Below are 26103 nucleotides of genomic sequence, written 5' to 3' on the forward strand. Positions count from 1 at the left end.
GGGCGGCCCTGGGCGCGCCCGCGGTGCCGAAGCTGGTGCGCTTCGCGGACGCGCTGCCGCTGCACGGGCCGGGCAAGGTCGACCGGAGCGCCGTGCGCGAGCTGCTCGGCTAGACGGCGATGCCGAAGCCGGCCAACCAGGGCTGGGGGTCGATCGGCACGCCGTCCTGGTGCACCTCGAAGTGCAGGTGGGGGCCGGTGGACTGACCCTCGTTGCCCATCGTGGCGATCTGGTCGCCCGCGCCGACGGTCTGCCCGGTGCTCACCGCGAACGTGGCGACGTGGCCGTAGACGGTGACCACCCCGCCGCCGTGCTGGACACGCACCCACTGGCCGAAGCCGCTGGCCGGGCCCGCGTCGATCACCGTGCCGGACATGGCCGAGAAGATTGGCGTGCCGATGGAGTTGGCGAGGTCGAGGCCCTCGTGGATGGTGCCGCCACGCGGGCCGAACCCGGAGGTGAACGTGCCCGAGGCCGGCTTCACCACGTCCCCCGACGGGGACGCCGAGAGGCCGCCGGCCTGCGAGAGCAGCCCCGCCTTCTGGGCGGCGAGCTGCTCGGCCTCCTCCTTGGCGGCGCCCTGCGCGGCGAGGGCGGCGTTGTACGCGCGCCTGGCGTCGACCTTCGCCTTGGCGGCCTTGTCGCGGTTGAGCGCCGCGTCGACGAGCGCCTTCTTCGCGTCGTTCTCGGCCTTGGCCTTCTGCGCGGTGGCCGTGGTCATGGTCTCCAGGACGTCGGCGTACTCACCGCTGAGCACGTCCAGCATCGCGGCCTGTTTCAGCATGTCGGCCGGGTTGTCGGAGACCAGCAGGGCCTCCGCCGAGGTGACGGTCTTGCCCTCGCGGTAGCCCGCCGAGGCGAACTGGTCGAACCGTCCCCGCGAGGCCTGCTCGGTCTTCGCGGCCGCGGCGGCCTCGGCCCGGGCGCGCTTCTCCGAGGCGCGGGCGGCCTTGACGGCGGCGACGGCGCGGTTGTGCCGTGTCTCGGCGACGTTGAACCTGGCGAACGTCTTGCCCAGCTTCACCTGTGCCGTCTTGAGGGCGGCGTCGGCGGCCGCGATCTCTTCGTCGATCGAGGGCTGCTGGTTGGCAGCGGCCGGGCTGGTCGGCAACGCGACGACAAGGACTCCGGCGAGCAGGATCCCGATCGCGAACGTCACTCGCGTCAGCTGGCGACGCGCACGCATACACACTCCATGGTTCCTCGGGGCAGGCGACGCCGACCCGGGGGTGAAGCCGGCATCACTAAACGATTACGGACCTGCCCGCCCGCTGGTTCACGACACCTGACCACGACCCGCTGACCTGCGGCTTTCCGCCGGCCCGCTGGATGGCGCACATCACAGCATCGCATCGTGGCCGCGGGTCGGCTCAACGAAGGTGCAACGGAGGCTCAACGGAGGCTCGACGGAGGCGAACCGCCTACGGCTCCGGCGGCGCGGGGGCGGCGGTCTGCCGAGCGACCCGCGGGGCGCCGGTCCGCCGCCCGACCGCGAGGGCGACCAGCAGGGCCAGGGCGCACCACACGAACTCGTTGCCCACCACGTGCTGCCACAGCGCCCAGTCCAGCTCCCGGTTGTGCTGCTTGGGCAGCACCCAGTGCGGCGGGGCGACGAACAGCGCCAGCCCGACCACCGCGGCGACGCGACCCGGCCAGCGCCACTCGCGCAGCCGCGGCACCAGCCACATGCCGGCCACCGCCGCCCACACCCAGTGGTGCGACCAGGACACCGGCGAGACGAGCAGCCCGACCGCGGCCGTCGCCACGAGGGCGGCCAGGTCGTCGCCGGCCGCGCGGGCGTCCCGCACGACCCGCCAGCCCAGGGCGACCACGGCCAGCGCCGAGGCCAGCCACAGGACGGAGGTGACCGTGTCGTCGAGGCCCAGGCGGTGCCAGAAGCCGTTCAGCGACTGGTTCCCGGCGTAGCTGAGCCCGCCGAGCCGGCCGGGGTCGCTGATCACGGTGCGCACGTACGCCGGGGTGTCGCTCGCGGTCACGAGCCACGCGAGCACGCCGGCCCCGGCGAACCCGGCCGCGGCCGTCCCGACCGGGCGCCACTGCCGGCGCACGAGGAAGAACAGGACGAACGCCGCCGGCGTCAGCTTCACCGCGGCCGCGACGCCGATGAGCAGGCCGCGCGGCCACGGGGTGCGCGGCAGCAGGCAGTCGGCGACGACGAGGACCATGAGCAACAGGTTGATCTGGCCGAAGCTGAGCGTCAGCCGGACCGGCTCGAGCAGCATCGCGCCGGCGACCGCGGCCAGGACGGCCAGGCGCGGGTACCGGACGACGATCGCCGCGACGGCGCACAGCGCGCACAGCGACGCGACGGTGATCGCCGCGACGGCGACGCCGAGCGGGACCACGGCCAGCGTGGTGAACAGGATCGCGGAGACCGGCGGGTAGGTGAACGGCAGGCCCACACCGGACCGGCGGACGAACTCGTTGGTGTACAAGGAGTAGCCGTCGAGCCAGGCCCGGCCGCCGGCGCGGTAGACCCGCAGGTCGATGAAGTTCCGGAAGTCGACGAGCAGCACGAGCACGGCCACGACGACCGTGACCAGTCCCACCGCGACGATCGTGCGCCGTGTCACGCCGACCACCCCCGATCCCCCTCCGACGCCGGGCAGCCTAGAACAAGCATGATGTCCGCATGGCCGCAACAGCCGCACAATGGGTCCAGGGGGCGCGGATCCGGACGCTGCCGAACTCCGTGGCGCCGGTGCTCGTCGGCGCGGGCGCGGCCGGCGCGCTGGACCGGTTCAACTGGTGGGCCTCGCTGCTGGCCCTGGTCGTCGCGCTGTCGCTGCAGGTCGGGGTGAACTACGCGAACGACTACTCCGACGGCATCCGCGGCACGGACGCGGCGCGGGTCGGCCCGCTGCGGCTCGTCGGGTCGGGAGTCGCCACACCGGCGGCGGTGCGGCTGGCGGCCTTCGCGTGCTTCGGCGTCGCGGCCGTGGCGGGCCTGGTGCTTGTCGCGCTCACGGGGCACTGGTGGCTGCTCGCGGTCGGCGCGGTGTGCGTCGCGGGCGCGTGGTTCTACACCGGCGGCTCGCGCCCGTACGGCTACTCGGGCTGGGGCGAGGCGGCGGTGTTCGTCTTCTTCGGACTAGTCGCCGTGCTGGGGACGCAGTACGTGCAGGCCGGGACCGTGACGTGGGCCGGCGTGGCCGGCGCAGCGGCGCTGGGGTCGTTCTCGGCGGCCGTGCTGGTGGCGAACAACCTGCGCGACGTGCCCACCGACCGCGACTCGGGCAAGCGCACGCTGGCCGTCCGCCTGGGCGACCCCCGCACCCGGACGCTCTACTGTGGACTTGTCACGCTGCCGTTCGTGGTGACGCTCCTGGCCGCGCTCGACACGGTGTGGATCCTGTTCGCCCTGCTGGCGGCGGTCCTGGTCGTACCGCCGGTCCGCCGCGTCACCGGCGACGCCACCGGCCTCGCCCTGATCCCGGTGCTGCGGGACACGGGCCTGGCCATGCTGGCGTGGGCCCTCTTCGCCGGCGCGGCGCTCGGCTTCAGCTGACCCACTCGCCGGTGGCGAGGAACGTGTCCACTGTGGAGCGAGCGGCGGTCAGGTCCAGGCCCTGGCTCGCCAGCCACTCGTCGGCGTAGTACGTGTGCGCGTAGCGGTCGCCGGCGTCGCAGAGGAGCGTGACCACGCTGCCGGCGCGACCCGAGGCGCGCAGCTCGGCCACGAGCTGGAACGCGCCCCACAGGCTGGTGCCCGTCGAGCCGCCCACTCGCCGGCCCAGGATCGGCTCCACGGCACGGATCGTGGCCAGCGAGGCCGCGTCCGGGACCTTGATCATCCGGTCGATCACCTCGCCGATGAACGACGGCTCCACCCGCGGCCGGCCGATGCCCTCGATGCGCGAGCCCTGGCAGGACGTCAGCGCCGCGTCGTCGTCGCGCCAGGCGGCGAAGAAGACCGAGTGCTCGGGGTCCACCACCGCGAGCCGGGTGCGCAGCCGCCGGAAGCGGACGTACCGGCCGACCGTCGCGCTCGTGCCGCCGGTACCCGCGCCGACGACGACCCACTCGGGCTCCGGATGCCGCTCCAGCGCCATCTGCTCGAAGATCGACTCGGCGATGTTGTTGTTGCCGCGCCAGTCCGTGGCCCGCTCGGCGTGCGTGAACTGGTCCATGAAGTGCCCGTCGAGCTCGGCGGCCAGCCGGTGCGACTCCGCGTACAGCTGCGAGGGCTCGTCCACGAAGTGGCACCGGCCGCCCTGGCGCTCGATCAGTTCGACCTTCTCCGCCGACGTCGTCCGCGGCATCACCGCGATGAACGAGAGCCCCAGCATCCGCGCGAAGTACGCCTCCGACACCGCCGTGGAACCCGAGGACGCCTCGATCACCGGCGTACCCTCGACGATCCAGCCGTTGCACAGCGCGTAGAGGAACAGCGACCGCGCCAGCCGGTGCTTCAGCGAGCCGGTCGGGTGCGTCGACTCGTCCTTCAGGTAGAGCTCGACGTGCCACTCCGGCGGCAGCGGGAACGGGATGAGGTGCGTGTCCGCGCTGCGGTTGGCGTCCGCCTCGATGATGCGGACCGCCTCGCAGACCCACTCCCGTGTCTTGTCACCGCCGCGGTCGACCGCGGTCACGGCTGGTCCGGCGGCGGCTCGTCGCCGCGCAGCTGCGCCCGCAGCCGGGCCCGGTGAGCCTCGCGCTGCGCACCGCGCTCCGCCAGCCCGGCGGTCACCCGCCGGTTCAGCGACCGGAAGACCAGGATCCCCAGGGGCAGACCGACCACGATCGCGACCGCGAGCGACACCAGCAGCGGTACCCCGAACAGCACCAGGACGGCCGTCACCACCGCGACCAGGCCCAGCCTGGCCAGCGTGTACAGCGTCAGGTCGCGCCGCAGCCGTGTCACGGCACCGACGCTACTCGCCGGCATCCGCGGCCTCCGAGGTGTTCGGCCTGCCCTCGAAGCGGGTGGACAGCACCAGCGTCGTCCGCGTCCGGGCCACGCCGTCGATGCGGCGCAGCCGGCCCAGGGTGTGCTCCAGGTCGTCCACCGTCGCCACCCTGACCTTCACCACGAACGACTCGTCGCCGGCCACCCGGTAGCACGACTCGACCTCCTCGAGCCCGCCCAGTGCGGCGGCCACGTCGTCGTCGTCGGCCACGTCGGTGGGGTGGATGCCGATCAGCGCGGTGACGCCCAGTCCGACCGCGCTCGGGTTCACGACCGCGTGGTAGCCGGTGATCACGCCGGTGGCCTCGAGCTTGCCGACCCGCTCGTGCACCGCGGACGCGGAGAGCCCGACCTGGCGCCCGAGCTCGGCGTAAGTGGCCCGGCCGTTCTCGCGCAGCGCGGCGATGATCCTGCGGTCGACGAGGTCCACGCGCGGCACTCTAGCGGTCCGCGGCCGGCGCCCGAACCGGCCGATTTGTCCCTTACTACCTCTTTACCATCAGACAACCGTTCGAGTACCCGACGGGCGAAGTGACACGATTAGCGGGCAACACGCGGACTGTCCCGACTGGCACCAGAGGAGGACACGGTGACTGCACACGTCGGCGAACGCCTGCTGACCCCGGGCGAGGTCGCGGCCCTGTTCCGGGTGGACCCGAAGACCGTCACGCGGTGGGCCACCGCCGGCCGGATCGGCTCGATCCGCACCCCGGGCGGCCACCGCCGCTTCCGCGAGTCCGAGGTGAAGACCCTGCTCGCCGAGCTGACCACAGAGGCCTCCAAGACCACCTGACCCAGATCACGAAGCGACCATCCCGAGACACCGTTCACCCCCAACCCCCCGGAAACGGGACAAACGGGCTAACCTCGACGGCAGGACTCTCGGGAGGTGCGCGATGCTCTACCTGCTCGCCGCAATCGGCGCCATCTGCGTCGCCGTGCTGTTGTGGCGGGCGTTCGTGTCGAACCCCGCCCAGGTCAGCGAGCGTCCCACTCGATCGACCCGCCCTCGGCAGGCGCCCGTCGCCCCCGATGACGACCCGGAGTTCCTGCGCAAGCTCGGACAGCAGAAGCCGCCGCCGGCCGATCCCGACGGCAAGAGCACGCCGCCGGCCTGACCGGCCCGCTCAGCGCATGTAGTAGAACTCGCTCGGGAACCCGTCCGCCACGGTCGCGGCCAGCTCCAGCAGGGCCAGCCGTGTGGGCGGACCGAGCCGGTCCAGCTCGATCTCGGCGCCCTCCTCCAGGTGCGCGTCGAACGGGATCCGGCAGACCGCACGGCAGCGAGCGCCGAAGTGCTGGGCCAGCTTGTCCAGGTCCACCGACCCGGCCCGCGGCCGCACCGAGTTGATCACCGCCACGGACCGCGCCACCAGGTCGCGATAGCCGTGCACGTCGAGCCAGTCCAGCGTGGCGGACGCGCTGCGGGCGCCGTCGACCGAGCCGGACGACACGATCACGAGCGCGTCCGCGATGTCGAGCACGCCCTTCATCGCCGAGTGCATCAGGCCGGTGCCGCAGTCGGTGAGCACGATGTTGTAGAAGTGCTCGAGCAGCGCCACGGTGCGCCGGTAGTCGTCCTCGCTGAACGCCTCGGACACCGCCGGGTCCTGCTCGCTCGCCAGCACCTCGAGCCGGCTAGGGCCCTGCGAGGTGTACGCGCGGATGTCGACATAACGGTGGATGCGGTCCGCGTCGCGCAGCAGGTGGCGCACGGTCGCGGTGGTCTCCAGCGGGATCTTCTGGCTGAGCGTGCCGCGGTCGGGGTTGGCGTCGACCGCGATCACCCGGTCGCCGCGCAGCGACGAGAACGTGGAGCCGAGCGTCGTCGTCGTGGTGGTCTTGCCGACGCCGCCCTTGAGGCTCAGCATGGCGATCTTGTAGCACCCGCGCAGTGGCTGGTTGACGCGCGTGATCAGCTCGCGGCGCTGGACGTCCGCCGGGCTCTCGCCGACGTTGAGCAGGTGACCGGAGGCCACGAAGACCGCCTTGCGCCAGCCGGACTGCGGTGGCCGCTTGGTCTGCTTGATCAGCTTGGCCGACGACAGCTCGTCCGCGTTCGTGCGCTGCCGCGGGTGCAGGGCCTGGGGGTACTGCTGCTGCGGGTACCCGGTGGGCGGGTAGGACGGTTGCTGCTGCAGGGGGTGCGGCCCGGACGGCGTCTGCTCGGCGTACTGCCCGTGCGGCCCGGAGTGCCCCGACTGACCCGACTGGTCGCCGTAGTGGTGCGGGCCCGACAGGGCGGGGTCCGCATAGGGCTGCGAGCCGGACTGCGTGGTGTCGACATATGGGCCCTGTCGGTGCGGACCCGAGGGCAGCTGCTCGACGTAGGGCCGCGGCAGCGGGCCCGAGGGCACCGGCTCGGCGTAGTTCGGACCGGCCGCGAGGGCCGCGTCGGGATGGGGCGCCGAGTCGGTCAACGCGTCCTCCTCCAGCGCCGAGGTGAGCGGTCGGGGACCGAAGTCCTCGCCCTCGCCCGCATGGTTGGCCGGTCCCGCGTTGGGCTTCATCCACGCGAAGTCGTGCTGGGTTGCCGAATTCTGGCCGCCGCCGGCCGCGTCCGGCTCGCCTTCACGCCCACTCACGCTGGGATCCTCCCTGAACTGCCCCGGAACCGCCCTGACCGCGACGGTAGTCGTTGGCACGATCCGTCGTCGACACGGGGGCTGCCGGCGTTCGCACCAGCAACGACTCGAGGGACCCTGGACGAGTGGGTCAGCTTCCGAGCAGGTCACCCAGCGGGTCGATCATGGTCATCGCCGGCTGGTCGCCGCCACCGCTCAGTGTGCCGGTCACCGGGGAGAGGACGCCGCCAACCGTGTCGGTGACCGGCTTGGCCACGTCACCCACGGTGTCCGTCACGGGCTTCACGACCTTCTCGACCGGACCGGACCGCTGCGCGGGCGTCTCGGGCGGGGCCGGCGCGGGCGCCGGGGCGACGTGCTCGCCGCCCTCCCCACGGCCCGAGTCGCCGGTGCCACCTGTGTTGTCTGTGTTGCCGGCCTGCTGTCCGCCAGCGGCGAGGCCGCCGCGGTCGGCCTGGCCGGCGAAGCGGTCGCTCTCGCGGTGGTCGTCGTGCGGCGGCGCGGCCACCGCGGGGGTGCCGATGTCGTGCTGGCCGTTCGGTCCGCCGCCGGCGGAGTCACTGTTGCTGTGGCCTTGGCCGGGAGCGGCGGTCGCGTGTTCGCCCGCGTCCTCGAGGGGCAACGTGCCGCCGTTGAGGCCGAGCGCGCCGGCCGCGAAGGTGCCGGCGACGAGCAGCGTGCCGGCGGCGACGCCGAAGGTCCACTTCCGGGTCGTCGCGGCGGCTTCGGCCGCCTCGTCCGCGGGGTCTTCGTAGTACCGCGGGACGCCGAGTGGGTGCCCTTCCCTCCGCAGTAGCCGGCTGGCCGAAACTCGCTCACGGCCACCAACAGCGGCTGCGGAAGTCAAAACACGTCCTCCTGGTCCTTGGCTCTTCACCCGTACGGACGAACAGTGATGAAGCCTGTCGGAGGGTAGTGATCCGGAAAGTAATTGTCCAACAAACGAGGTCAGACGCCCGCATACGAATGTAGACCGGCCACCACGAGGTTGATGAAGAACAAGTTGAACACCATCACCGCGAGCCCGACGATGTTGATCACGGCCGCCCGACCGCCCCGCCAGCCCGCGGTCGCTCGCGAGTGGAGGTAGGACGCGTAGACGATCCAGGCGATGAACGCCACCGTCTCCTTCGGGTCCCAGCCCCAGAACCGGCCCCATGCCGACTCGGCCCAGATCGCGCCGAAGATCACGCCCGCGGTGTAGATGGGGAAGGCGAACACCGTTGTGCGGTAGGCGACCTGGTCGAGCACGTCGGCCGCGGGCAGCCGGGTCACCCACCCCGGCCGCCGGACCTTGATCAGGTACAGCACGCTCACCACGCCCGGCACGAGCACCATGCCGCTGCCGAGCGCGATCGCGAACACGTGGATGGCGAGCCAGTAGGACTGCAGCGCCGGCTGCACCGGGGCGGCGGTCGTGTAGAGGACCACGCCGCCGAGGAACATCAGCAGGATCACCGGCAGCAGCAGCCAGACCGACATGCGCCGGATCGGGAAGCGGCGCAGCAGCACCAGCCAGGTGACGACCGCGGCGAGGCTCAGCGTTGCGCCGAACTCGTACATGTTGCCCCACGGCACCCGGCCGGTGGCGAGTCCGCGCAGCAGCAGGGAGCAGGCGTGCAGCAGGGCGCCGAGCACGATCAGCGAGACCGACATCCGGCCGAAGCGCTCGGCGCGTTCAGAGCCGGTCGTCGTCTCCACCTGCTCGGCAGGCTCCGCGTCGGCAGGCTCGACCGGCGCGCCGGCGCCGACCAGCTCGCGGGCGGCGGCCTTACGACGGCCGAACGCCTGCTCCACGAGCGAGAGCAGCATCGCGAGCACGTACACGCCGACGGCGGCGCCGTAGGTCCAGTCGCTGTAGGTGGCGAGCGTCTCGTCGACCGGCATCAGGTCTTCCTCCCCGCGGTGACGTCCTGCCTGGCTTCGTCCTCGTCGTCCGGCGCCAGCTCGGCCAGCAGGTCCGCCGCGAACCGGCGGAACTCCTCGCCGTAGCCGGCCTGGTCGGTACGAGCCAGGCCGCCGAGCACGACAACGGTACGACCGGCTTTGTCAGGGTCGGCGTCGGGGCCGGTGTCGGGGCTGGTCCGCGGCGTGGCGCGCACCCACAGCCGGCGCCGCTTGACGACGAGCGAGGTGCCCAGGCCCAGCACGAGCGCGATCGCGAAGCCGAGCACCCACACCTGCGCCGGGTCGTGCGAGACCTGCAGGTACACCCACCGTTGCACGCCGTCGAAGCTGACCACCGTGCCGTCGTCGAGCCGCACCTGCTCGCCGGGGCGCAGGTTCTCCCGGGCCACCCGGTCCAGCCGCCCACTGTCCACCATGGACTGGTCGACCTCGTAGATGGACTGGCCGCGGCCGGACTCGTTGCCGAGGTCCCCGCGCAGCACGTCGACCGCGACGGCCGGGTCGCGCAGGTCCGGGAAGCCCGAGCCGAGCACCGACCCGTCGAGCACCGCGGTCGGCGCGAACAGGCCGGTGATCGCGAGCTGCTTGGTCCGCCGCTCGGCCGGGTCGGTGACGCCCGGCGGGTCGAACTTCGTGGCGCCCTCGGACAGGTAGGTGAGGTTGTCGACGGGGCGCCACTGCGTTGTGTTGGTGCGCTTCTCCCCGTTGGGGAAGGTCACCGAGAACACCGGCGCGTAGCCGTTGCCGAGCAGGTAGACCCGGTTGCCCTCGACGCGCAGCGGGCTGTTGACCTCGAGCGGGTGTGAGCGCCAGGTGTTGTTCGCGAGGTCCTCGCCGGCCTGGTACCGGATGTCGGCGCGGAAGTGGTCGGCCTGGCCGGTCGGCAGGTAGTTCGCGGCGAAGCCGTCCACCTTGAGGCAGAACTCGTCGAGCTCGGTGCCGTCGACGCGCAGGCCCGGCGTGAAGGAGTCGTAGGCGAAGGTGCCGGAGTTGCAGAACTCGGAGCCGTTCGCGAGGACGACGACCTGGCCCTCGTAGTTGAACATCTTGCCGACGGCGAGCGCCACGATGAGCCCGACCATGGCGAAGTGGAAGACCAGGTTGCCGGTCTCGCGCAGGTAGCCGCGCTCGGCCGAGATGCTGCGCGCGCCGTCGTCCTCCTCGCGGACCTCGAGCCGCCACCCCTTCAGCCGCCGCTTCGCCTCGGCGACCACGTCGTCGGGGTCGCGCGTGGTCTCGCCCTCGGCGTGGTGCGGCAGGCGGGCGAGGTTGCGCGGGGTGAGGACGGGCTTGGCGCGCAAGGACTTCGCGTACTCGAAGGTGCGCGGGGTGAGGCAGCCGACGAGGGAGACGAACAGCAGCAGGTAGACCGCGGAGAACCAGACGCTGCCGTAGACCTCGAAGAACTCCAGGTCGTCGAGCAGCCGGCCCCACCAGCCGTTGCCGGCGATGAACTCGTCGACCTTGCCGGCGTTGAGGCTGCGCTGCGGGAGGAGCGCCCCGGGCAGGGCGGCGAGGGCGAGCAGGAACAGCAACACCAGCGCGGTGCGCATGGAGGTGAGACCACGCCAGGTGTTGCGGAGTAAGGCGATCACGGTGCCCTCACAGCGGCAACACCGTGTCGGTGACGACGGTGTCCCGCAGCCACGAGGTGAGCTCGCCCCACAGCCCGGTGACCAGCAGCACGCCGACGACGAACAGCAGCGCGCCGCCGGCGAGCTGGATCGCGCGGCCGTGCCGGCGCAGCCAGCCGCTCGCGCGCACGGACCAGCGGGCACCGAGGGCGATCACGAGGAACGGGAGCCCGAGCCCCAGGCAGTAGACGAGGACGAGCAGGAAGCCGCGCGCGGCCGTGCCGCCGGTGCTGCTCGCGATGATCATGACCCCGGACAGCGTCGGGCCGAGGCACGGTGTCCAGCCGAGTCCGAAGATCGCGCCGAGCACGGGCGCGCCGGCGAGGCCGATGCGCGGCACGCGATGGATGCGGACGTCGCGCTGGAGCCCGGGGATGAACCCGATGAACACGAGCGCCATGGCGATCGTGACGACGCCACCGATGCGCTGCAGCAGCTCCTGGTTGACCAGCAGCGCGTCGGCGAGCCAGACGAGGCTGCCGACGGTGGCCGCGAAGACGACCGTGAAACCGGCGACGAACAGGCCCACCGCGCCGACGATCCGCCAGCGCCCGGCGCGCGGCTCGGCGGCCGGTTGTTCCCCCGCCGACTCCACCGCCGGCTCGGCCTGCGCGCCCGCGGGGACCTTCACCGGCGGCGCGTCGGCGCCGACGAGTGCGGCCAGGTAGGCCAGGTAGCCGGGCACCAGCGGGACCACGCAGGGAGAGGCGAACGAGATCACCCCGGCCAGCAACGCCACCCCGCTCGCCAGCAGCAGCGGGCCGTCGACGGCGAGGGCGGTCGTCGGGTCCACGCGCCCAGCGTAGGCACCGGCCCCACCTGCGCCGACGGCGCCTCCCCGGGGTGTGACCGGCAGTGTGGGAGCTGTCAGACCTCGCGGAAGTACCGGACGGTCGGCAGCGGGGTGAACCCGGCCCTCTCGTACGTGCGCCGCGCGGGCCCGTGCCCCGGGTCGCCGCCGGTCTCCACCATCGCGAGCCGCATGCCGCCCGCCCGGAACCAGTCCAGCGCGCGCGAGGTCAGCAGCGAGCCGACGCCGGCCCGCTGGTGGGCCGGGTCGACGGCGATCATGTAGATCTCGCCCGTCCGCTCGGCCTGGTCCAGGCGCGCGGCGACGAACCCGGCGACCTCGCCGTCGGTCTCGGCCACCCAGACGTGCATGCCGTCCGTGGCGCACGCCTCGCGCACCGCGCGCTCCTGGTCGGCGCGCCAGTCCGAGTGCATCACCGCGAACAGCCCGCCCAGCGCCGCCTCCAGCGAGGCGAACACCGGTGCCCACGCCCGCAGTGAGAGCGCGGCGACCGCGTCCAGGTCACCTTCCGCGAGCTCGCGGACCTCCACTACTTCTCCGCCAGCAGCCGGTCGACGACCGGGAGCAGGTCGCTCGCCAGCAGGTCCCGCAGGAAGACCGCGGCCACCCGGTGCTGTTTGTCCAGCACGATCGTCGACGGGACGACCGAGCGCGGGTAGCCCTTCCACACCAGCAGCGAGCGGCCGGGCGGGTCGTAGATCGACGGGTAGGTCAGGCCGGTGTCGCGGACGAAGTCCTGCGGCGCGGACCGGTTCTCGTCGCGGACGTCGATGCCCAGGACCGTGACGCCCTTCGCCTCGCGCTCGCGGTGGACCCGCTCCAGCTCCGGCGCCTCCACCCGGCACGGCGGGCACCACGCGCCCCACAGGTTGAGCACCACGACGTCGCCCTCGAAGTCCGACACGGCGATGTCCGAGCCGGCGGTCATCAGGTCCTCGCCGGACAGCGGCGGCGCCTGCTGGCGGTCGGCGCCGTCGTAGAAGATCTCCGTCTGTCCGCCGGGCGACACGAACCGGAACTCCGTGCCCCGCTCGACCGCGTCGGTGCCCGTCGAGCAGCCGGCCAGCACCAGCAGCACCACCAGGGCCAGCACCCTCATGCGCCGGTCACCTTGGGGCTCGACGCGCCCGCCGGCTCGGTGTAGCGGATGGCCACCAGCCGCTCGCCCTCGAACAGCAGCGAGGTCAGCGACGCCAGCGAGCACTGCCGCCGGCGCGGGTCGTGCCACAGCCGGCGGCCCTCGAGGAACCGCCGCAGCGTCCAGATCGGGAGCTGGTGGGACACGCAGACCGCCTCGTGCCCCTCCCCGCGCGCCCGCGCCCGGTACACCGCGGCCAGCATCCGCCGGGCGATCTGCATGTACGGCTCGCCCCACGACGGCACGAACGGGTTGCGCAGGTACGGCCAGTGCCGGGGCGAGCGCAGCGCCCCGTCGCCCACCGCGACCCGCTGTCCCTCGAAGGCGTTGTCCGCCTCGATCAGCTGCTCGTCGGTGTCCAGCGTCAGCTGGTGGGAGTCGGTGATCGGTCCGGCGGTCTGCTGCGCCCGCTCCAGCGGCGAGGCCACCACGTGCGCGACGTCGTTGTTCGCCAGGTGCTCGGCGACGATCAGCGCCTGCCGCTTGCCCAGCTCGGACAGCACGAAGCCGGGCATGCGGCCGTACAGCACACCCGTCGGGTTCTCCACCTCGCCGTGGCGCACCAGGTGCACGGTCGTGCGGGTGATCACCGTGGCTCCTCGGCAGCGGCGGCGGCCGCGGCGGCCGCCGGGAGGGCCGACGCGAGCACGTCGAACACGTCGTCGTCCATCGCCGCGTTGACGAACCATGCCTCGAAGGCCGACGGCGGCGCGTACACGCCCCTGGCCAGCAGCGCGTGGAAGAAGGCCGGGTACCGCCAGGTGGCCGACGCCTTCGCGGCGGCGTAGTCGCGCACCGGCTCGTCGGCGAAGAACACCGAGACCAGGTTCCCGGCGAACTGCACGCGGTGGGCGAGCCCGCGCTCGGCGAACGCGTTGGCGAGCAGCGCGCCCAGCCGCGTCGCGTTGGAGTTCAGCGCCTGGTACACCTCGGTCGTCGCGGCGCGCAGCGACGCGAGGCCGGCGGCGACCGCGACCGGGTTCCCGGACAGCGTGCCGGCCTGGTAGACGGGACCGGACGGCGCCAGGGCGGACATCACGTCGGGCCGCCCGCCGAACGCCGCCGCGGGCAGCCCGCCGGACATGACCTTGCCGAACGTGTAGAGGTCGCCCGCCACGGACTCCAGGCCGTACCAACCGGCCGCCGATACTCGGAAGCCGGTCATCACCTCGTCCATGACGAGCAGCGCGCCGTGCTCGGTGCACAGGTCGCGCAGGCCCTCGTTGAAGCCCGGCTCGGGCGGGATCGCGCCCATGTTGCCGGCCGCCGCCTCGGTGATCACCGCGGCGAGGTCGGCGCCGTGCTCGGCGAACGCGGCCCGCACGGCCTCGATGTCGTTGTAGGGCAGCACGATCGTGTCCGCGGCCGACGCGCCGGTGACGCCGGGCGTGGTCGGCAGGCCGAGCGTGGCCACGCCGGACCCGGCGTCGGCGAGCAGCGCGTCGACGTGTCCGTGGTAGCAGCCGGCGAACTTCACGACCTTGCGCCGGCCGGTGAACCCGCGCGCCAGCCGGATCGCGCTCATCGTCGCCTCGGTGCCCGAGTTCACCAGGCGCACGGCGCCGACCGGGCCGACCCGCGCGATGATCTCCGTGGCGAGCTCGATCTCGCCCTCGGTCGGGGTGCCGAACGACAACCCCGACGCGGCGGCCGTGCGGACCGCGTCGACGACGCTTGGGTGCGCGTGGCCGAGGATCATCGGACCCCACGAGCTGACCAGGTCCACGTACCGGTTGCCGTCCGCGTCCCACAGGTACGGGCCCTCGCCGCGGACCATGAACCGCGGGGTGCCGCCGACCGCCTGGAACGCCCGCACGGGCGAGTTCACCCCGCCTGGCGTGACCGCCTTCGCGCGCTCGAACAAGGCCGCGGATCGCGTCGCGGCCGCCGCCTCGATCGTCACCGCTCACCCTCGTGCGCGACGGCGTCCGTCGCTGTCTCCGTGTCCGCCGGCGGCTCGGTGTCCGCTTCGGCATCCGTGTCCGAGTCCGTGTCCGTGCCGGTGTCCTTGGACTTCTTGACCCGCTTGGGCCGCGCCCGCACCGCGAGCACGGCCTGGCGGGCGGCGTCGAGCACGAGGATCGCGGCGACCGTGCCGAAGGCGATCGCGGCCGCGACCCAGTTGCCGTAGACCCGTTCGGACTCCACGACGATGCCCTGCCCGACCTCCGCGGTGATCGTCGCGAAACCGTGCGGCCAAGCCCAGAACGCACCCCACACCGCGGCGCCCGCAAGGAGCAGCTCGACGAGCGCGACGATCGCCCGCGCCGGACGGTGCAGCCGCCCCGGAGTGGTCGGCGGGGGCACGACGAGCTGTTCGGTGGCAGGAGCACTCACGACTCGAAGCCTCTCATCGGGGCCGCCCGCCGCGCCGCTCGAGGCGGCGCTTGCGGTGCTCGGCGAAGTAGCTCGTCGACTCCGGGCGGAACATGTAGACCACCGCGGTGACGGCGAACGCCACCTCGGCGAGGCTCCACATCAGGGACAGCTCCGCGCCCGAGCTGGCCACGGCGGACAGGAAGTTCACCACGCCGACGGCCGCGAACACCGTCAGCAGCAGCCGTGCCCAGCTCCGGCCCGCGCGCATCTTCACCGCGAACAGCACGAAGAGGGCGGCGAACAGGGCGACACCGATGCCGAGCGACACCCGGGCGACGGCGACCCCGGTGGCCAGGTCGACCTCGCCGGTCGGTTGCCCCGACTCCTCGAGCATCTGGCGGGCGAAGCGTTCGAGCCAGACCTGGTCCAGCAGCACGGTGACGACCGTGGCCACGCACGCGATCACCGTGCTGGCGAGGCTCGCCTGGAACGCGAGGTCGACCGCGCGGGGGCGCGGGATCTCGGCGTCCGGGCCGCCTTCGGAGACGGGCCGCACCGGCTCGTGGGAGCTGCCCTCGGGATTCGACACGTCTTCATTCAACATGACCGGCCCCCGCCTCGACGACCCGCCGCAACGCGTCCACCAGTCCGTCGTAGTCGCGGGCCCACGCCAGCGCCACGGTCCCGTCCGCCAGCCGCACCGGCACCTCGGTCGTCCTGCGCGGCACCGACCAGCCGCCGCCGAGGATCCGCGCGCCGGCCGGCGCGCCGACGTCGGTCACCGCGACGAGCTTCTCGACGGCCACGTGCTCGCGGCCCTGGGTGAGCGTCTCGGTGGTCAGCCGCACCAGGTAGACCTTGCGCCGCGCGGAGACCCAGACGAGCGCACCGCCGAACAGGCCGCCGCCGATCAGGAACCACGCCAGCCAGTGCACCGGTCCGGTCAACGCCTCGACCGCGGCGCCGAGCACCGCGAAGAGCGGTCCCCACAGCAAAGGCCACCACGACGACCCGTGCTCGGCGAAGAGCACGGGCTCGCCGTCGGGATTGCTCACCTGATCTGCTGCCGCGGCCCGAAGTACTCGCGGGTGGACGGCAGGAACATCATCGCGAGCGTGATCGCCGCGAACAGGCCGCTGATCTGACCGAACGCCGTGCCGAAGAAGTAGAAGTGGAAGATCAGCAGGACCAGCGTGATGATCACCGCCATCATCCGCGCGCGCCGCACGCCGTCCTGCGCCTTGTAGGCGAAGAGCACCAGGAACGCCCCGAGCGCGATAACGACCACCAGGTACAGCCACAGCAGCGAGCTGACGGCCCGGTCGGCCTCCGCGGCGGTCAGCGGCTTCGGGGTGTCGATGGTCTGGGCGCTCTCCACGAGGTCGGCCTTGTTGAGGAACAGGTCGAGGGCGCTGATCAGGCCGACCACCGCCGACGCGATCGCCAGGTAGAACGCGATGCGCAGCACCTTCGGGCGCGGCAGGTCGCTACGGCGCCGGGCCGCCTCGGCCGCCGTCGGCATCACCGGCTCCTCGGGCGGCGGCGGGGCCTTCTCGAGCTCGACCATCAGCGGCTCGACCGGCTCCGGCTCCTTCTTGGCCGCCGCGCCAGTGCCAGTGCCCGTGTCCGCGCCGGAGTCGGCCTCGGTGTCCGTGCTCTTGGCCGTGCTGTCGGCCGGACTCTCGTCCGTGCCGGTCTCCGCGCTGTCCTTCGGCTCGGTCTCCTCGGGCTCGGTCGCCGGCTCGGCCGGCCGGTCCGCGGGATCCGAATTGCCTGGCTTCGTCACGGGCGGCAGGTTACCTCTCCACCAAGAAGGTCACCGCAGCCAGCCCGCCGCCGACACCGCCCAGTAGGTCAGGATGACCTCGGCGCCGGCCCGGCGGATCGCGGTGAGCGTCTCGAGCACCGCCGCGCGCCGGTCCAGCCAGCCCTTCTCCACGGCCGCCTCGATCATCGCGTACTCGCCGGAGATCTGGTACGCCGCAACGGGAACGTCGCTCGTCTCGGCCACCGCGCGGATCACGTCGAGGTACATCATGGCCGGCTTGACCATGACGAGGTCCGCGCCCTCGTCGAGGTCGAGGCGCACCTCGCGGAGCGCCTCCCGGACGTTGCCCGGGTCCTGCTGGTAGGTCTTGCGGTCGCCGGTCAGCGCCGACTCGACCGCGTCGCGGAACGGGCCGTAGAAGGCCGAGGAGTACTTCGCCGAGTAGGCGAGGATCCCGGTGTCGGTGTGCCCGGCCCGGTCCAGCGCCTCGCGGACCGCGCCGACCTGGCCGTCCATCATCCCGCTCGGGCCCAGCAGATGCGCGCCCGCCTCGGCCTGGGCGACCGCCATCTCGCCGTACACCCGCAGCGTCGCGTCGTTGTCGACCCGGCCGTCGTCGTCGAGCAGCCCGCAGTGGCCGTGGTCGGTGAACTCGTCGAGGCACAGGTCCGACATGAGCACGGTCTCGTCGCCGAGCTCCGCGCGCAGGTCGCGCAGCGCCACGTTGAGCACGCCGTCCGGGTCGAGCCCGCCGGAGCCGACGGCGTCCCGCTTCTCCGGGACGCCGAACAGCATCAGCCCACCGACGCCGGCCCGCACCGCCTCGACCGCGGCCTTGCGCAGGCTGTCCCGGGTGTGCTGGACGACGCCTGGCATGGTCGCGATCGGCACCGGCTCGGTCGCGCCCTCCTTGACGAACATCGGCAGCACGAGCTGGTTCGGCCGGACCGTGGTCTCGCCGACCAGCCCGCGCATCGCGGCCGTGGTGCGCAGCCGGCGCGGCCGGTGACTGGGAAACATGCGACTCCTCCTTCTCCTCCTCCTCGCGGGGGAAGGGCCAGGAAGGACGCCTTGCTGGCGTTCAGCGTCCGGAAGGCGTCCTTCCTGGCACTAGCGGCGGGCCCGCTTCGTCTTGCGCGGCGGCGGTAGCGCGCCCTCGGCACGCAGCCGGGCGGCGTGCTCGGCGAGCGCGTCCACGAGTGCCGGCACCTGCGGGTGCTCGGGCTGGACGTCCACCCGCAGCCCGAACTCGTGCGCGGTCTCGGCCGTCTTCGGGCCGATGCAGGCGACGAGCGTGCGGGTGTGCGGCTTGCCGGCGATGCCGACCAGGTTCCGCACGGTGGACGACGAGGTGAAGCACACCGCGTCGAAGCCGCCGGTCTTGATCATCTCGCGGGTGTCGGCGGGCGGCGGCGCGGCGCGCACCGTGCGGTACGCGGTCACGTCGTCGATCTCCCAGCCGCGGTCGCGCAGGCCGGCGGCGAGCGTCTCGGTGGCGATGTCGGCCCGCGGCAGCAGCACCCGGTCCACCGGGTCGAGGACGTCGTCGTAGGGCGGGAACTCCTCCAGCAGGCCCTCGCTGGACTGCTCGCCGGAGGGCACCAGCTCGGGGATGATGCCGAAGCCGCGCACCTTCTCCGCGGTGGCCTCGCCGACGCAGGCGATCTTCACGCCGGAGAACGCCCGGGCGTCGAGCCCGAACTCGGCGAACTTCTCCCACACCGCGCGCACGGCGTTGGTCGAGGTGAACACCAGCCACTGGTAGCGACCGTCCACCAGACCCTTGACCGAGCGCTCCATCTGCGCGGGGCTGCGCGGCGGCTCGACGGAGATCGTCGGCACCTCCGACGGGATGGCGCCGTGCAGCCGCAGCCGCTCGCTCATCTCGCCGGCCTGGTCCTTGGTCCGCGGCACGAGCACGCGCCAGCCGTACAGCGCGCGCGACTCCCACCACGACAGCTTCGTGCGGCCGGACACCGCCTGGCCCACGGTCACCACCAGGTTGCCGGCGATCTCGCCGGCGTCGGCGGACAGCGACGCGAGGGTGGTGTCGAGCGTGCGCTGGCCGGAGCCGGTGCCGTCCGCGGTGACCGCGACCGGCGTCTGCGCGGCCAGGCCGTGCTCGACGAGCGCCGACGCGGCCTCGGCGAGGTGGCTCGAGCTGGCCAGCAGCACGATCGGGCCCGGGGTGGCCGCGAGGCCCGCCCAGTCCACCTCGCCGCGGACGTCGACCTCGGCGTGCGTGGAGCCGAGCGCGATGCCGGCGTACGCGGGGACCGCGGTCGCCGGGGGGACGCCCGGCACGACGTCGAACACCGCGCTGGTGCGGGCCACCGCCTGCGCCTCGGCGACGAGCGCGGAGTGGGTCAGCGGGTCGCCGGAGACCAGTCGGATCACGACGCGGCCGGCCTTGGCCTCGCCGACCAGGTCCTTGGCCACCTCGGCCGGTTCGCCGACGGCCGGGCGGACCTCGGCGTCCGCGGCGGCGAGCTCGAGCACCCCGGCCGGTACGTCGGGGTCGGTCACCACGAGCTCGGCCCGGGCGAGCAGTTCGTTCGCCCGGACGGTGAGGAGCCCGGCGTCGCCGGGCCCGGAGCCCACGAACGCGATGCGTCCCGAGCTCTTGCGGGTACGGGTGGTCATTCCTCGACTACTTCCAATCGATCACTGCTCGGGGCCGGACATCACGCCGGCTCCGAGCTCGAGCAGCTCGGCGGCCAACGCACGCCCCAGCCGCTCACCTTCGGTCAGGTCACCGGTGGCCGACGCCCGCAGGAGGTCGACGGCCGTCCCCTCTAGTTCGGCGTCCGCGGTCCAGTTCGCGGCCGCGACACCGCGCAGCGACAGGCGGAGCACCACCCTGTCCTCGGCGTCGAGATCCTCGACCACGTCGGCCAGTGCGCCAACCGGAGCGCTGCAGCCCGCCTCGAGCGCGGCGAGCATCGCGCGCTCGGCGGCCACCGCGAGCCGGGTGGCTTCATCGTCCACAATGGACTGCAAGAGATGCTCGGTGTCCATGTCGTCGACCCGACACTCCACCGCGAGCGCCCCCTGCGCCGGCGCGGGCAGCATCTGGATCGGGTCCAGCACCTCGCTGATCTCGCCCAGCCTGCCCAGTCGGGCGAGCCCGGCCCGCGCCAGCACGACGGCGTCGAACTCGCCGCTGTCGACCTTGCGGATCCGGGTGTCCACGTTGCCGCGGATCGGGACGATCCGCAGGCCCAGGCCGAGTGCCTGGAGCTGCGCGGCCCGGCGCGGCGAGCCGGTGCCGACCCGGGAGCCGGGTGGCAGCTCGCCGAGCGTCAGTCCGTTCCTGGCCACCAGCGCGTCCCGCGGGTCGGCGCGCGGCGGTACCGCGGCGAGCGACAGCCTCGGGTCGGGCTTGGTCGGCAGGTCCTTGTAGGAGTGCACGGCGACGTCCACCGTGCCGTCGGCGAGCGCGTCGCGCAGTGCCGAGGTGAACACTCCGACGCCGATCTCGGCGATCGGCGCGGAGGACTTGTCCCCCGGCGTCACGATCGTGACGAGCTCGGTCTTCTCGCCGTTCTTCTCGAGCAGGTCGGCCACGATCCCCGTCTGGGCCAGCGCGAGCGCGCTGCCCCGGGTCCCGATGCGGATCGTCCGGGTCACCGGTGGTCACCGTCCAGCTCGGCGACCGCCGCGGGCAGCGACGGGTCGAGCTGGAACAGCTCGCGCAGCGCCTCGGCGTACTCGGCGCCACCGGGGCCCGACGCCAGCTCCTTGACCCGCACGGTGGGCGTGTGTAGCAGCTTGTCCACGACGCGGCGCACGGTCTGGGCCACCTCGTCGCGCACCCGCTGGTCGACCTCGGGGCCGACCTCGGGCAGCCGGGTGTCCAACCGCAGCAGCTCGGCGTCGACCACCTCGGCGGCCCGGCGGCGCAGCGCGGTGACCGTGGGGGTGACCTCGGCGGAGCGCTGGCCGGCCAGGTAGTCGCGGACCTCGTCGGCCACGATCCCGGTGGCACGCCGGGTGTCCAGCCCGCTGGGCGCGGATGCGAGGCGGCGCTGGAGGCTGTCCAGGTCGACGATCGTGACTCCGGCGAGCTCGCCGACCCCGGCGGCCACGTCCCGCGGCAGCCCGAGGTCGACGACGACGAGCGGCCGGGTCCGCGGCCGCACGTGGTCGACGTCGAGCACGGTGCCGGTGGCGCCGGTGCAGGAGACCACGAGGTCCGCCTCGGCGATCCGCTCGGGCAGCTCGGCCAGGCCGATCGCGGTCGCGTGGACGCCCTGGCTCGTGAGCAGCTCGGCCAGCCGCGCGCCGGTCCGCTCGGTCCGGTTGGCGACGACGACCTCGCCGATGTCGGCCCGGCGCAGTGCCGCGGCCGCGAGCGAGCCCATCGAGCCGGCGCCGACCAGCAGTGCCCGCCGGCCGACCAGGCCGCCGAGGCGCGCGTCGGCATCGGCGAGGGCCTCGGAGACGACCGAGCCGCCGGCCCGGGACAGCTCTGTCTCTGTCTGCACCCGCTTGCCGACCCGCAGCGCGCGCTGGATCAGCTCGTGCAGGGTGCGGCCGACCGTGCCGGCCTCGCGCGCGGTGCCGTAGGCGGCGCGCACCTGGCCGAGGATCTGCGACTCGCCGACGACCATCGAGTCGAGCCCGGCGGCGACGGAGAACAGGTGGCCGACCGCGGCCTCCGCGTAGTGCACGTAGAGGTGCTCGTACAGCTCACCGGTGGCGAGTCCGGAGTGGCGGCCGAGGACGTTCACGATGTCCGCGAGCCCGCCGTGGAAGGCCTGCACGACCGCGTAGACCTCGACCCGGTTGCAGGTGGTCACGAGCGTCGCCTCGACGACGTTGTCGCAGCGCACCAGCTCGTCGAGGACCTTGCCGACCTCGCCGGCGGGCACCGCGGCCCGCTCCAGCACGCGCAGGTCCGCCGACCGGTGCGACAGTCCCACGACAAGAACGCTCACGACAGCCCCTCGCAGGCTCGGTGCTGCCGCTCGCGGTCGCCCTGTGTCATCGATTCGCTCGCAAGCTCGCTCATGGACGCACCGCCATCCCGTGCCGGGGAGACCCGTTCACCCGAGGCGCCGGCGTGGCGTCGGCAGCCGGTGCGTAGTCGGCGCGGCGGGCGACGTGGAAGGAGAGGATCTGCAGCTCGACCGCGAGGTCGACCTTGCGTACCTCGACGGTCTCCGGGACCTGGAGCACGACCGGGGCGAAGTTCAGGATGCACTCGACGCCCGCCTGGACCAGCCGGTCGCAGACGACCTGTGCGGAGACGGGCGGCGTGGCGATCACGCCGATGGTGACCTCGCGGTTGGCGCAAACGGTCGGGATGTCGTCGATGTGGTCGACCGGGATCCCCCCGACGGGCACACCCATCAGGTCCGGGTCGACATCGAACAAGGCGGTCACGGGGAAACCTCGGCCGGGGAACCCGCCGTAGTTGGCGAGCGCATGTCCAAGATTACCGATCCCGACTACGGCAACACTTTGTTCTCGTGTGAGCCCGAGCACGCGCTCGATCTGGTCGATCAGCACGGCGGGGTCGTAGCCGACGCCGCGGGTGCCGTAGGAGCCGATGTAGGAGAGGTCCTTGCGTAGCTTGGCGGAGTTGACGCCGGCCGCGGCCGACAGCTCCTCGCTGGAGACGCTGTTCGTGCCCTGCTCACGCATGGCGGACAGGACGCGGAGGTAGACCGCGAGCCGCGCGACGGCGGCCTCGGGAATCGCGCGTGCCCGGTCCCGCAGGCCGGAGCCGAGCGGGGGAATCGGTGCGGTGATCTCTGCCGCGTTCTCGGCTGGCGCCCGTGGGGTTCTTCCGGCTGCGTCGGACTGGCCACGCTGCGCCACGCTGATACTCCTTGACAGATTCGCCCCTGGGGATGAGCTAACGGTAGCCGCTTGTGAACGCAGGCACAAAGTCGCAAGCCAGGGGCCGGGTCGGTCGGCGTACACCATGTGTACTCCTGCGCGGTCGCGACCGACTGGAGGGGCCTACTTCGTGGAGATCGAGATCGAGTGCCAGCCGGTCGCCCCGTTGGGCGCGGTCGGGGTGTAGCGGTCGGTCTGCGTCTCGCCGGTGCGGTCGGTGGCCCGGACCGCCAGCTCGTGGTCCCCGGCCGGCAGCTCGAGGCGGACGCGCCACATCCGCCACGTGTTGAGGTCGACCTCCGCGCCGAGCTCGGCGGTGTGCCAGCGGCCGTCCGCGGAGACCTCCACCTTGTCGATGCCGACGTAGGGCGCCCAGGCCACGCCGGCCACGGTGAGCCGGGTACCGGTGGCGTCGCCGTCGCGCGGGCTGTCGATGCGGGACTGGGTCTTCACCGGCCCGCGAGCCGACCAGCCGCGCGGGATCCAGTAGCCCTCCTCCGCGGCGAACGTGGTGAGCTCCAGCGTGGTGAGCCACTTGGTGGCGGAGACGTAGCCGTACAGACCCGGCACCACCAGGCGGGCGGGGAAGCCGTGCTCCTGCGGGAGCGGCTCGCCGTTCATGCCGAGGGCGAGCAGGGCGCCGCGGTCCGGGTCGAGGACGTCGGCGACCGGGCTGCCGGCGGTGAACCCGTCGACGCTGGTGGACAGCAGCTGGTCGGCGCCCCTGCGCACGCCGGCCTCTTCGAGGATGTCGCGCAGCGGGACGCCGATGAAGTTGGCGGTGGACACCAGCGAGCCGCCGACCTCGTTCGAGACGCAGGCCATCGTGATCGGCCGCTCGATCAGGCCGCGGCCGCGGATGTCCTCGTAGCTCAGCTCGAGCTCCCGGTCGACCATGCCGCGCACGCGCAGCGTCCAGTTCTCGGCGGTCATCCGCGGCACGGTGAGCGCGGTGTCGATCCGGTAGAAGTCCCGGTTGCTGGTGATGAAGCCGCTGGTGCCCGGGAAGTCCGCGTTCGCCGGCAGCGGCGGGGCGGGCTCGGCCACCCGCAGCCGGCCCACCTGCCGGCGGGACCGCTCGACGTCGACCCGGGAGGCGAGCAGCCCGCCGCCGAGGCCGGCCACCCCCGCGCCGACGACGACGCCGGCGGCGACCCGCAGGAACTGGCGGCGGTCCTCCGTGGTCCGGGAGTTGGTGGCCAGCGCCCTGCGGTGCAGCCAGGCGAAGCCGAACACGCCGACCAGCAGGCTCGCGGCCGGCGCGAGGAAGCCGAGCTGGCCGAGGTCGGGCCGGGTCAGCACGGCGACGAACCCGATCCCGCCGAGCGCCCCGGCGACGAGCTGGCCGGGCAGGACCTTGCGCCGGGACAGCAGCCCGGCGGCGACCGCGCAGCCGAGCACGACCAGCGTCACGCCGATGAACAGGACTGTCTTGTCCGACGTGCCGAAGGTCGCCTTGGCCCACTCGGTCACCGGGTGCGGCGAGAGGTCCCGCACCCAGTTCCCGACGGCGACGTACGGCGAGCCGGTCGGCCCGACGAACCCGGCGACGAGGTGCCCCGCCGCGAGCGCGGCGGCGAGCGCCAGCAACGCGACCGCCACCGCCCGCCCCCGGCCGAGCGGCGCGGGCGGCTCGACGTTAGGTACGTGGGCAAGGGTGTCGGTCTGCACATCTCCACATTCGGCGCCGCGGGCCCCGAGGTTCAAGTGAACCCGGGTTACGGATGGCTTACCGCCCGGCCAGCGCCGCCCGGAAGCGGTCCTCCTCCAGGCGCCAGTAGCCGTGTTCGACGTCGTCGATCAGGATCACCGGGACCCGGTCGCCGTACTCCGCGCGCAGCTCGGGGTCCGTGTCGACGTCGGTCATGGTCCACTCGACGCCCAGCTCGGCGCAGATCCGCGCCACGTCGGCCTCGGCCACCTCGCACAGATGGCAGCCCTGCCGCGACACCACCGTCACCGTCGGAGTCCCCGTCACGGGGCCGAACCTACCCGCACGGCTACCCGCGCAGGCTCGCCCGCCGGACCTTGCCGGTTACCGAGTAGGGCAGCTCGTCGACGAACTCCACCGTGCGCGGCACCTTGAACCGGGCCAGCGTCCGCGCGCAGTGCTCGCGGACGACCTCCTCGGTCAGGGACGCGCCGGGCCGCAGCACGACGACGGCCTTCACGTACTCGCCGGTCCGCTCGTCCGGCACGCCGACGGCGGCCGCCTCGAGCACGTCCGCCAGCTCGCCCAGGACGCGCTCGACCTCGTGGGGGTAGACGTTGAACCCGTTGACGATGATCAGGTCGTTCGCCCGGTCGACGAGCCGCAGGTCGCCGTCCGCGTCGAGGTAGCCGACGTCGCCGGTGGTGAACCAGCCGTCACCGTCCGGGCCGTGCGCGCCGTCGGGCCAGTAGCCGCTGAACAGGTTGGCGCCGCGCACGGCGACCCGGCCGGTCTCGGACTCCGTGCCGTCGTCGGCGACCCAGTCGGCCTCGTCGGGATCCGCGGCGACCCCGACCGGGCGGCCGTCCGAGTCGACCAGCATGAGCTCCACCCCGGGCAGCGGACGGCCGACCGAGCCGGGCTTGGCGTACCCGCCCACCAGCGTCGAGGTGAGCACCGGGCCCGTCTCGGTGAGCCCGTAGCCCTCGAACACCGACAGCCCGGTGGCCTGCTTGATCGCGGTGAGCACGGCCGGCGACAGCGGCGCGGCGCCGGAGGTGAGCAGCCGCAACGTGGACATCGCCTCGGCGAGCCGGTCGGCCGGCAGCGCGGCGAGCGCCTGGTACATCGCCGGCACGCCGACGAGCGCGGTCACCCGGTGCTCCTCGCACGCGGCGAGCGCGCGGTCGGCGGTGAACGTCTCCATGAGCACGGCCGTCGCGCCGGCCGAGGTGACCTGCAACAGGCCCGGGCCGAGCCCGTAGGCGTGGAACAGCGGGACGACCAGCAGCACCCGGTCGGACGAGGTGACCGGGGCCGGCTTGAGCGCGGCGCACTGCTCGACGTTGGACAGCAGCGCGCGGTGGGACAGCATCACCCCGCGCGGCACGCCCGCGGTGCCCGACGTGTAGCAGAGGACCGCGACGTCCTCGCCGCCACGCGGGCCTTCCGCGGCGACCCGCTCCCCGGTCGCGTCGGGGTCGGGCGGCGCGAGCACGATGCCCACCGAGC

At 73.0% G+C, this 26103-nt stretch carries 29 protein-coding genes; 3 read left to right on the forward strand and 26 right to left on the reverse strand.

Going from position 1 to position 26103, the window contains the following annotated elements:
• Nucleotides 1-109 precede the first annotated feature (109 nt).
• Nucleotides 110-1186: a M23 family metallopeptidase gene (locus ACRDSK_RS16300; RefSeq protein WP_431441835.1), complete on the reverse strand. Its 1077-nt coding sequence runs from the start codon at nt 1184-1186 to the stop codon at nt 110-112.
• A gap of 235 nt (nt 1187-1421) precedes the next feature.
• Nucleotides 1422-2594, reverse strand: coding sequence for a glycosyltransferase 87 family protein (locus ACRDSK_RS16305; protein ID WP_431441836.1), 1173 nt, complete (start codon nt 2592-2594; stop codon nt 1422-1424).
• Nucleotides 2595-2653: 59 nt separating this feature from the next.
• On the opposite strand from ACRDSK_RS16305, the gene ACRDSK_RS16310 reads away from it, so the two are divergent.
• A complete protein-coding gene (locus ACRDSK_RS16310; RefSeq protein ID WP_431441838.1) occupies nt 2654-3529 on the forward strand; it encodes a 1,4-dihydroxy-2-naphthoate polyprenyltransferase in 876 nt (291 codons plus the stop codon).
• Here ACRDSK_RS16310 and ACRDSK_RS16315 read toward each other — a convergent pair.
• From ACRDSK_RS16315 to ACRDSK_RS16325, 3 genes are read right to left on the reverse strand one after another with little or no spacing between them, the layout of a single operon-like run.
• A complete protein-coding gene (locus tag ACRDSK_RS16315) occupies nt 3522-4613 on the reverse strand; it encodes a PLP-dependent cysteine synthase family protein (protein ID WP_431441839.1) in 1092 nt (363 codons plus the stop codon). The genes ACRDSK_RS16310 and ACRDSK_RS16315 overlap by 8 nt on opposite strands.
• Nucleotides 4610-4885 carry a DUF4229 domain-containing protein gene (locus tag ACRDSK_RS16320; protein WP_431441840.1) on the reverse strand — a complete coding sequence of 92 codons (276 nt, stop codon included), beginning with the start codon at nt 4883-4885 and terminating at the stop codon, nt 4610-4612. The genes ACRDSK_RS16315 and ACRDSK_RS16320 overlap by 4 nt, the downstream gene beginning before the upstream one ends.
• A 10-nt stretch (nt 4886-4895) precedes the next feature.
• Nucleotides 4896-5360, reverse strand: coding sequence for an Lrp/AsnC family transcriptional regulator (locus ACRDSK_RS16325; RefSeq protein ID WP_431441842.1), 465 nt, complete (start codon nt 5358-5360; stop codon nt 4896-4898).
• A gap of 159 nt (nt 5361-5519) precedes the next feature.
• On the opposite strand from ACRDSK_RS16325, the gene ACRDSK_RS16330 reads away from it, so the two are divergent.
• Both ACRDSK_RS16330 and ACRDSK_RS16335 read left to right on the forward strand, forming a co-directional pair.
• Nucleotides 5520-5723 carry a BldC family transcriptional regulator gene (locus tag ACRDSK_RS16330; RefSeq protein ID WP_431441844.1) on the forward strand — a complete coding sequence of 68 codons (204 nt, stop codon included), beginning with the start codon at nt 5520-5522 and terminating at the stop codon, nt 5721-5723.
• Between the two features lie 103 nt (nt 5724-5826).
• A complete protein-coding gene (locus ACRDSK_RS16335; RefSeq protein ID WP_431441845.1) occupies nt 5827-6048 on the forward strand; it encodes a hypothetical protein in 222 nt (73 codons plus the stop codon).
• 9 nt (nt 6049-6057) lie between these two features.
• Here ACRDSK_RS16335 and ACRDSK_RS16340 read toward each other — a convergent pair whose 3' ends face one another.
• The 21 genes from ACRDSK_RS16340 to ACRDSK_RS16440 form a co-directional block, all read right to left on the reverse strand.
• Nucleotides 6058-7440 carry an AAA family ATPase gene (locus ACRDSK_RS16340; protein WP_431441878.1) on the reverse strand — a complete coding sequence of 461 codons (1383 nt, stop codon included), beginning with the start codon at nt 7438-7440 and terminating at the stop codon, nt 6058-6060.
• A 205-nt stretch (nt 7441-7645) separates the two neighbouring features.
• Nucleotides 7646-8362 (reverse strand): hypothetical protein, encoded by a 717-nt coding sequence (locus ACRDSK_RS16345; RefSeq protein ID WP_431441847.1) that lies wholly within the window; start codon nt 8360-8362, stop codon nt 7646-7648.
• 101 nt (nt 8363-8463) lie between these two features.
• Nucleotides 8464-9402: a c-type cytochrome biogenesis protein CcsB gene (gene ccsB / locus ACRDSK_RS16350; RefSeq protein WP_431441849.1), complete on the reverse strand. Its 939-nt coding sequence runs from the start codon at nt 9400-9402 to the stop codon at nt 8464-8466.
• The gene (gene resB, locus ACRDSK_RS16355; RefSeq protein WP_431441879.1) at nt 9402-10976 is read right to left on the reverse strand and encodes a cytochrome c biogenesis protein ResB; all 1575 of its coding nucleotides are present in this window, start codon (nt 10974-10976) and stop codon (nt 9402-9404) included. The genes ccsB and resB overlap by 1 nt, the downstream gene beginning before the upstream one ends.
• A 49-nt stretch (nt 10977-11025) precedes the next feature.
• Nucleotides 11026-11850, reverse strand: coding sequence for a cytochrome c biogenesis CcdA family protein (locus ACRDSK_RS16360; RefSeq protein ID WP_431441850.1), 825 nt, complete (start codon nt 11848-11850; stop codon nt 11026-11028).
• 74 nt (nt 11851-11924) lie between these two features.
• A complete protein-coding gene (locus ACRDSK_RS16365; RefSeq protein WP_431441852.1) occupies nt 11925-12398 on the reverse strand; it encodes a GNAT family N-acetyltransferase in 474 nt (157 codons plus the stop codon).
• A complete protein-coding gene (locus tag ACRDSK_RS16370) occupies nt 12398-12967 on the reverse strand; it encodes a TlpA family protein disulfide reductase (protein ID WP_431441854.1) in 570 nt (189 codons plus the stop codon). Before ACRDSK_RS16370 ends, ACRDSK_RS16365 begins: the two co-directional genes overlap by 1 nt.
• A complete protein-coding gene (locus tag ACRDSK_RS16375; protein WP_431441881.1) occupies nt 12964-13593 on the reverse strand; it encodes a histidine phosphatase family protein in 630 nt (209 codons plus the stop codon). Before ACRDSK_RS16375 ends, ACRDSK_RS16370 begins: the two co-directional genes overlap by 4 nt.
• Nucleotides 13593-14909: a glutamate-1-semialdehyde 2,1-aminomutase gene (gene hemL / locus ACRDSK_RS16380; RefSeq protein ID WP_431441856.1), complete on the reverse strand. Its 1317-nt coding sequence runs from the start codon at nt 14907-14909 to the stop codon at nt 13593-13595. Before hemL ends, ACRDSK_RS16375 begins: the two co-directional genes overlap by 1 nt.
• A complete protein-coding gene (locus ACRDSK_RS16385; protein WP_431441857.1) occupies nt 14906-15343 on the reverse strand; it encodes a hypothetical protein in 438 nt (145 codons plus the stop codon). The genes hemL and ACRDSK_RS16385 overlap by 4 nt, the downstream gene beginning before the upstream one ends.
• A gap of 13 nt (nt 15344-15356) precedes the next feature.
• Nucleotides 15357-15914, reverse strand: coding sequence for a hypothetical protein (locus ACRDSK_RS16390; RefSeq protein WP_431441858.1), 558 nt, complete (start codon nt 15912-15914; stop codon nt 15357-15359).
• Nucleotides 15915-15918: 4 nt separating this feature from the next.
• Nucleotides 15919-16380, reverse strand: a complete 462-nt coding sequence (locus ACRDSK_RS16395) for a hypothetical protein (RefSeq protein ID WP_431441860.1) — start codon at nt 16378-16380, stop codon at nt 15919-15921.
• Nucleotides 16377-17111, reverse strand: a complete 735-nt coding sequence (locus ACRDSK_RS16400) for a hypothetical protein (protein WP_431441862.1) — start codon at nt 17109-17111, stop codon at nt 16377-16379. The genes ACRDSK_RS16395 and ACRDSK_RS16400 overlap by 4 nt, the downstream gene beginning before the upstream one ends.
• Nucleotides 17112-17141: 30 nt before the next feature.
• Nucleotides 17142-18113, reverse strand: coding sequence for a porphobilinogen synthase (hemB, locus tag ACRDSK_RS16405; RefSeq protein ID WP_431441863.1), 972 nt, complete (start codon nt 18111-18113; stop codon nt 17142-17144).
• 90 nt (nt 18114-18203) lie between these two features.
• Nucleotides 18204-19736, reverse strand: a complete 1533-nt coding sequence (locus ACRDSK_RS16410; RefSeq protein WP_431441865.1) for a uroporphyrinogen-III synthase — start codon at nt 19734-19736, stop codon at nt 18204-18206.
• A 21-nt stretch (nt 19737-19757) separates the two neighbouring features.
• A complete protein-coding gene (hemC, locus tag ACRDSK_RS16415) occupies nt 19758-20723 on the reverse strand; it encodes a hydroxymethylbilane synthase (protein WP_431441867.1) in 966 nt (321 codons plus the stop codon).
• A complete protein-coding gene (locus ACRDSK_RS16420; RefSeq protein ID WP_431441869.1) occupies nt 20720-22033 on the reverse strand; it encodes a glutamyl-tRNA reductase in 1314 nt (437 codons plus the stop codon). Before ACRDSK_RS16420 ends, hemC begins: the two co-directional genes overlap by 4 nt.
• A 70-nt stretch (nt 22034-22103) precedes the next feature.
• Entirely contained in the window at nt 22104-22919 is an 816-nt protein-coding gene (locus tag ACRDSK_RS16425) for a redox-sensing transcriptional repressor Rex (protein ID WP_431441871.1), read from the reverse strand.
• Between the two features lie 144 nt (nt 22920-23063).
• Nucleotides 23064-24611 carry a molybdopterin-dependent oxidoreductase gene (locus tag ACRDSK_RS16430; RefSeq protein WP_431441873.1) on the reverse strand — a complete coding sequence of 516 codons (1548 nt, stop codon included), beginning with the start codon at nt 24609-24611 and terminating at the stop codon, nt 23064-23066.
• Nucleotides 24612-24669: 58 nt separating this feature from the next.
• Nucleotides 24670-24918, reverse strand: coding sequence for a glutaredoxin family protein (locus tag ACRDSK_RS16435; RefSeq protein ID WP_431441875.1), 249 nt, complete (start codon nt 24916-24918; stop codon nt 24670-24672).
• A 22-nt stretch (nt 24919-24940) separates the two neighbouring features.
• Nucleotides 24941-26103, reverse strand: a 1163-nt coding sequence (locus ACRDSK_RS16440) for an AMP-binding protein (RefSeq protein WP_431441876.1), incomplete at its 5' end; no start/stop codon positions are given.

It is taken from the genome of Actinophytocola sp. (genome assembly GCF_050699915.1).
Classification (GTDB): domain Bacteria; phylum Actinomycetota; class Actinomycetes; order Mycobacteriales; family Pseudonocardiaceae; genus Actinophytocola.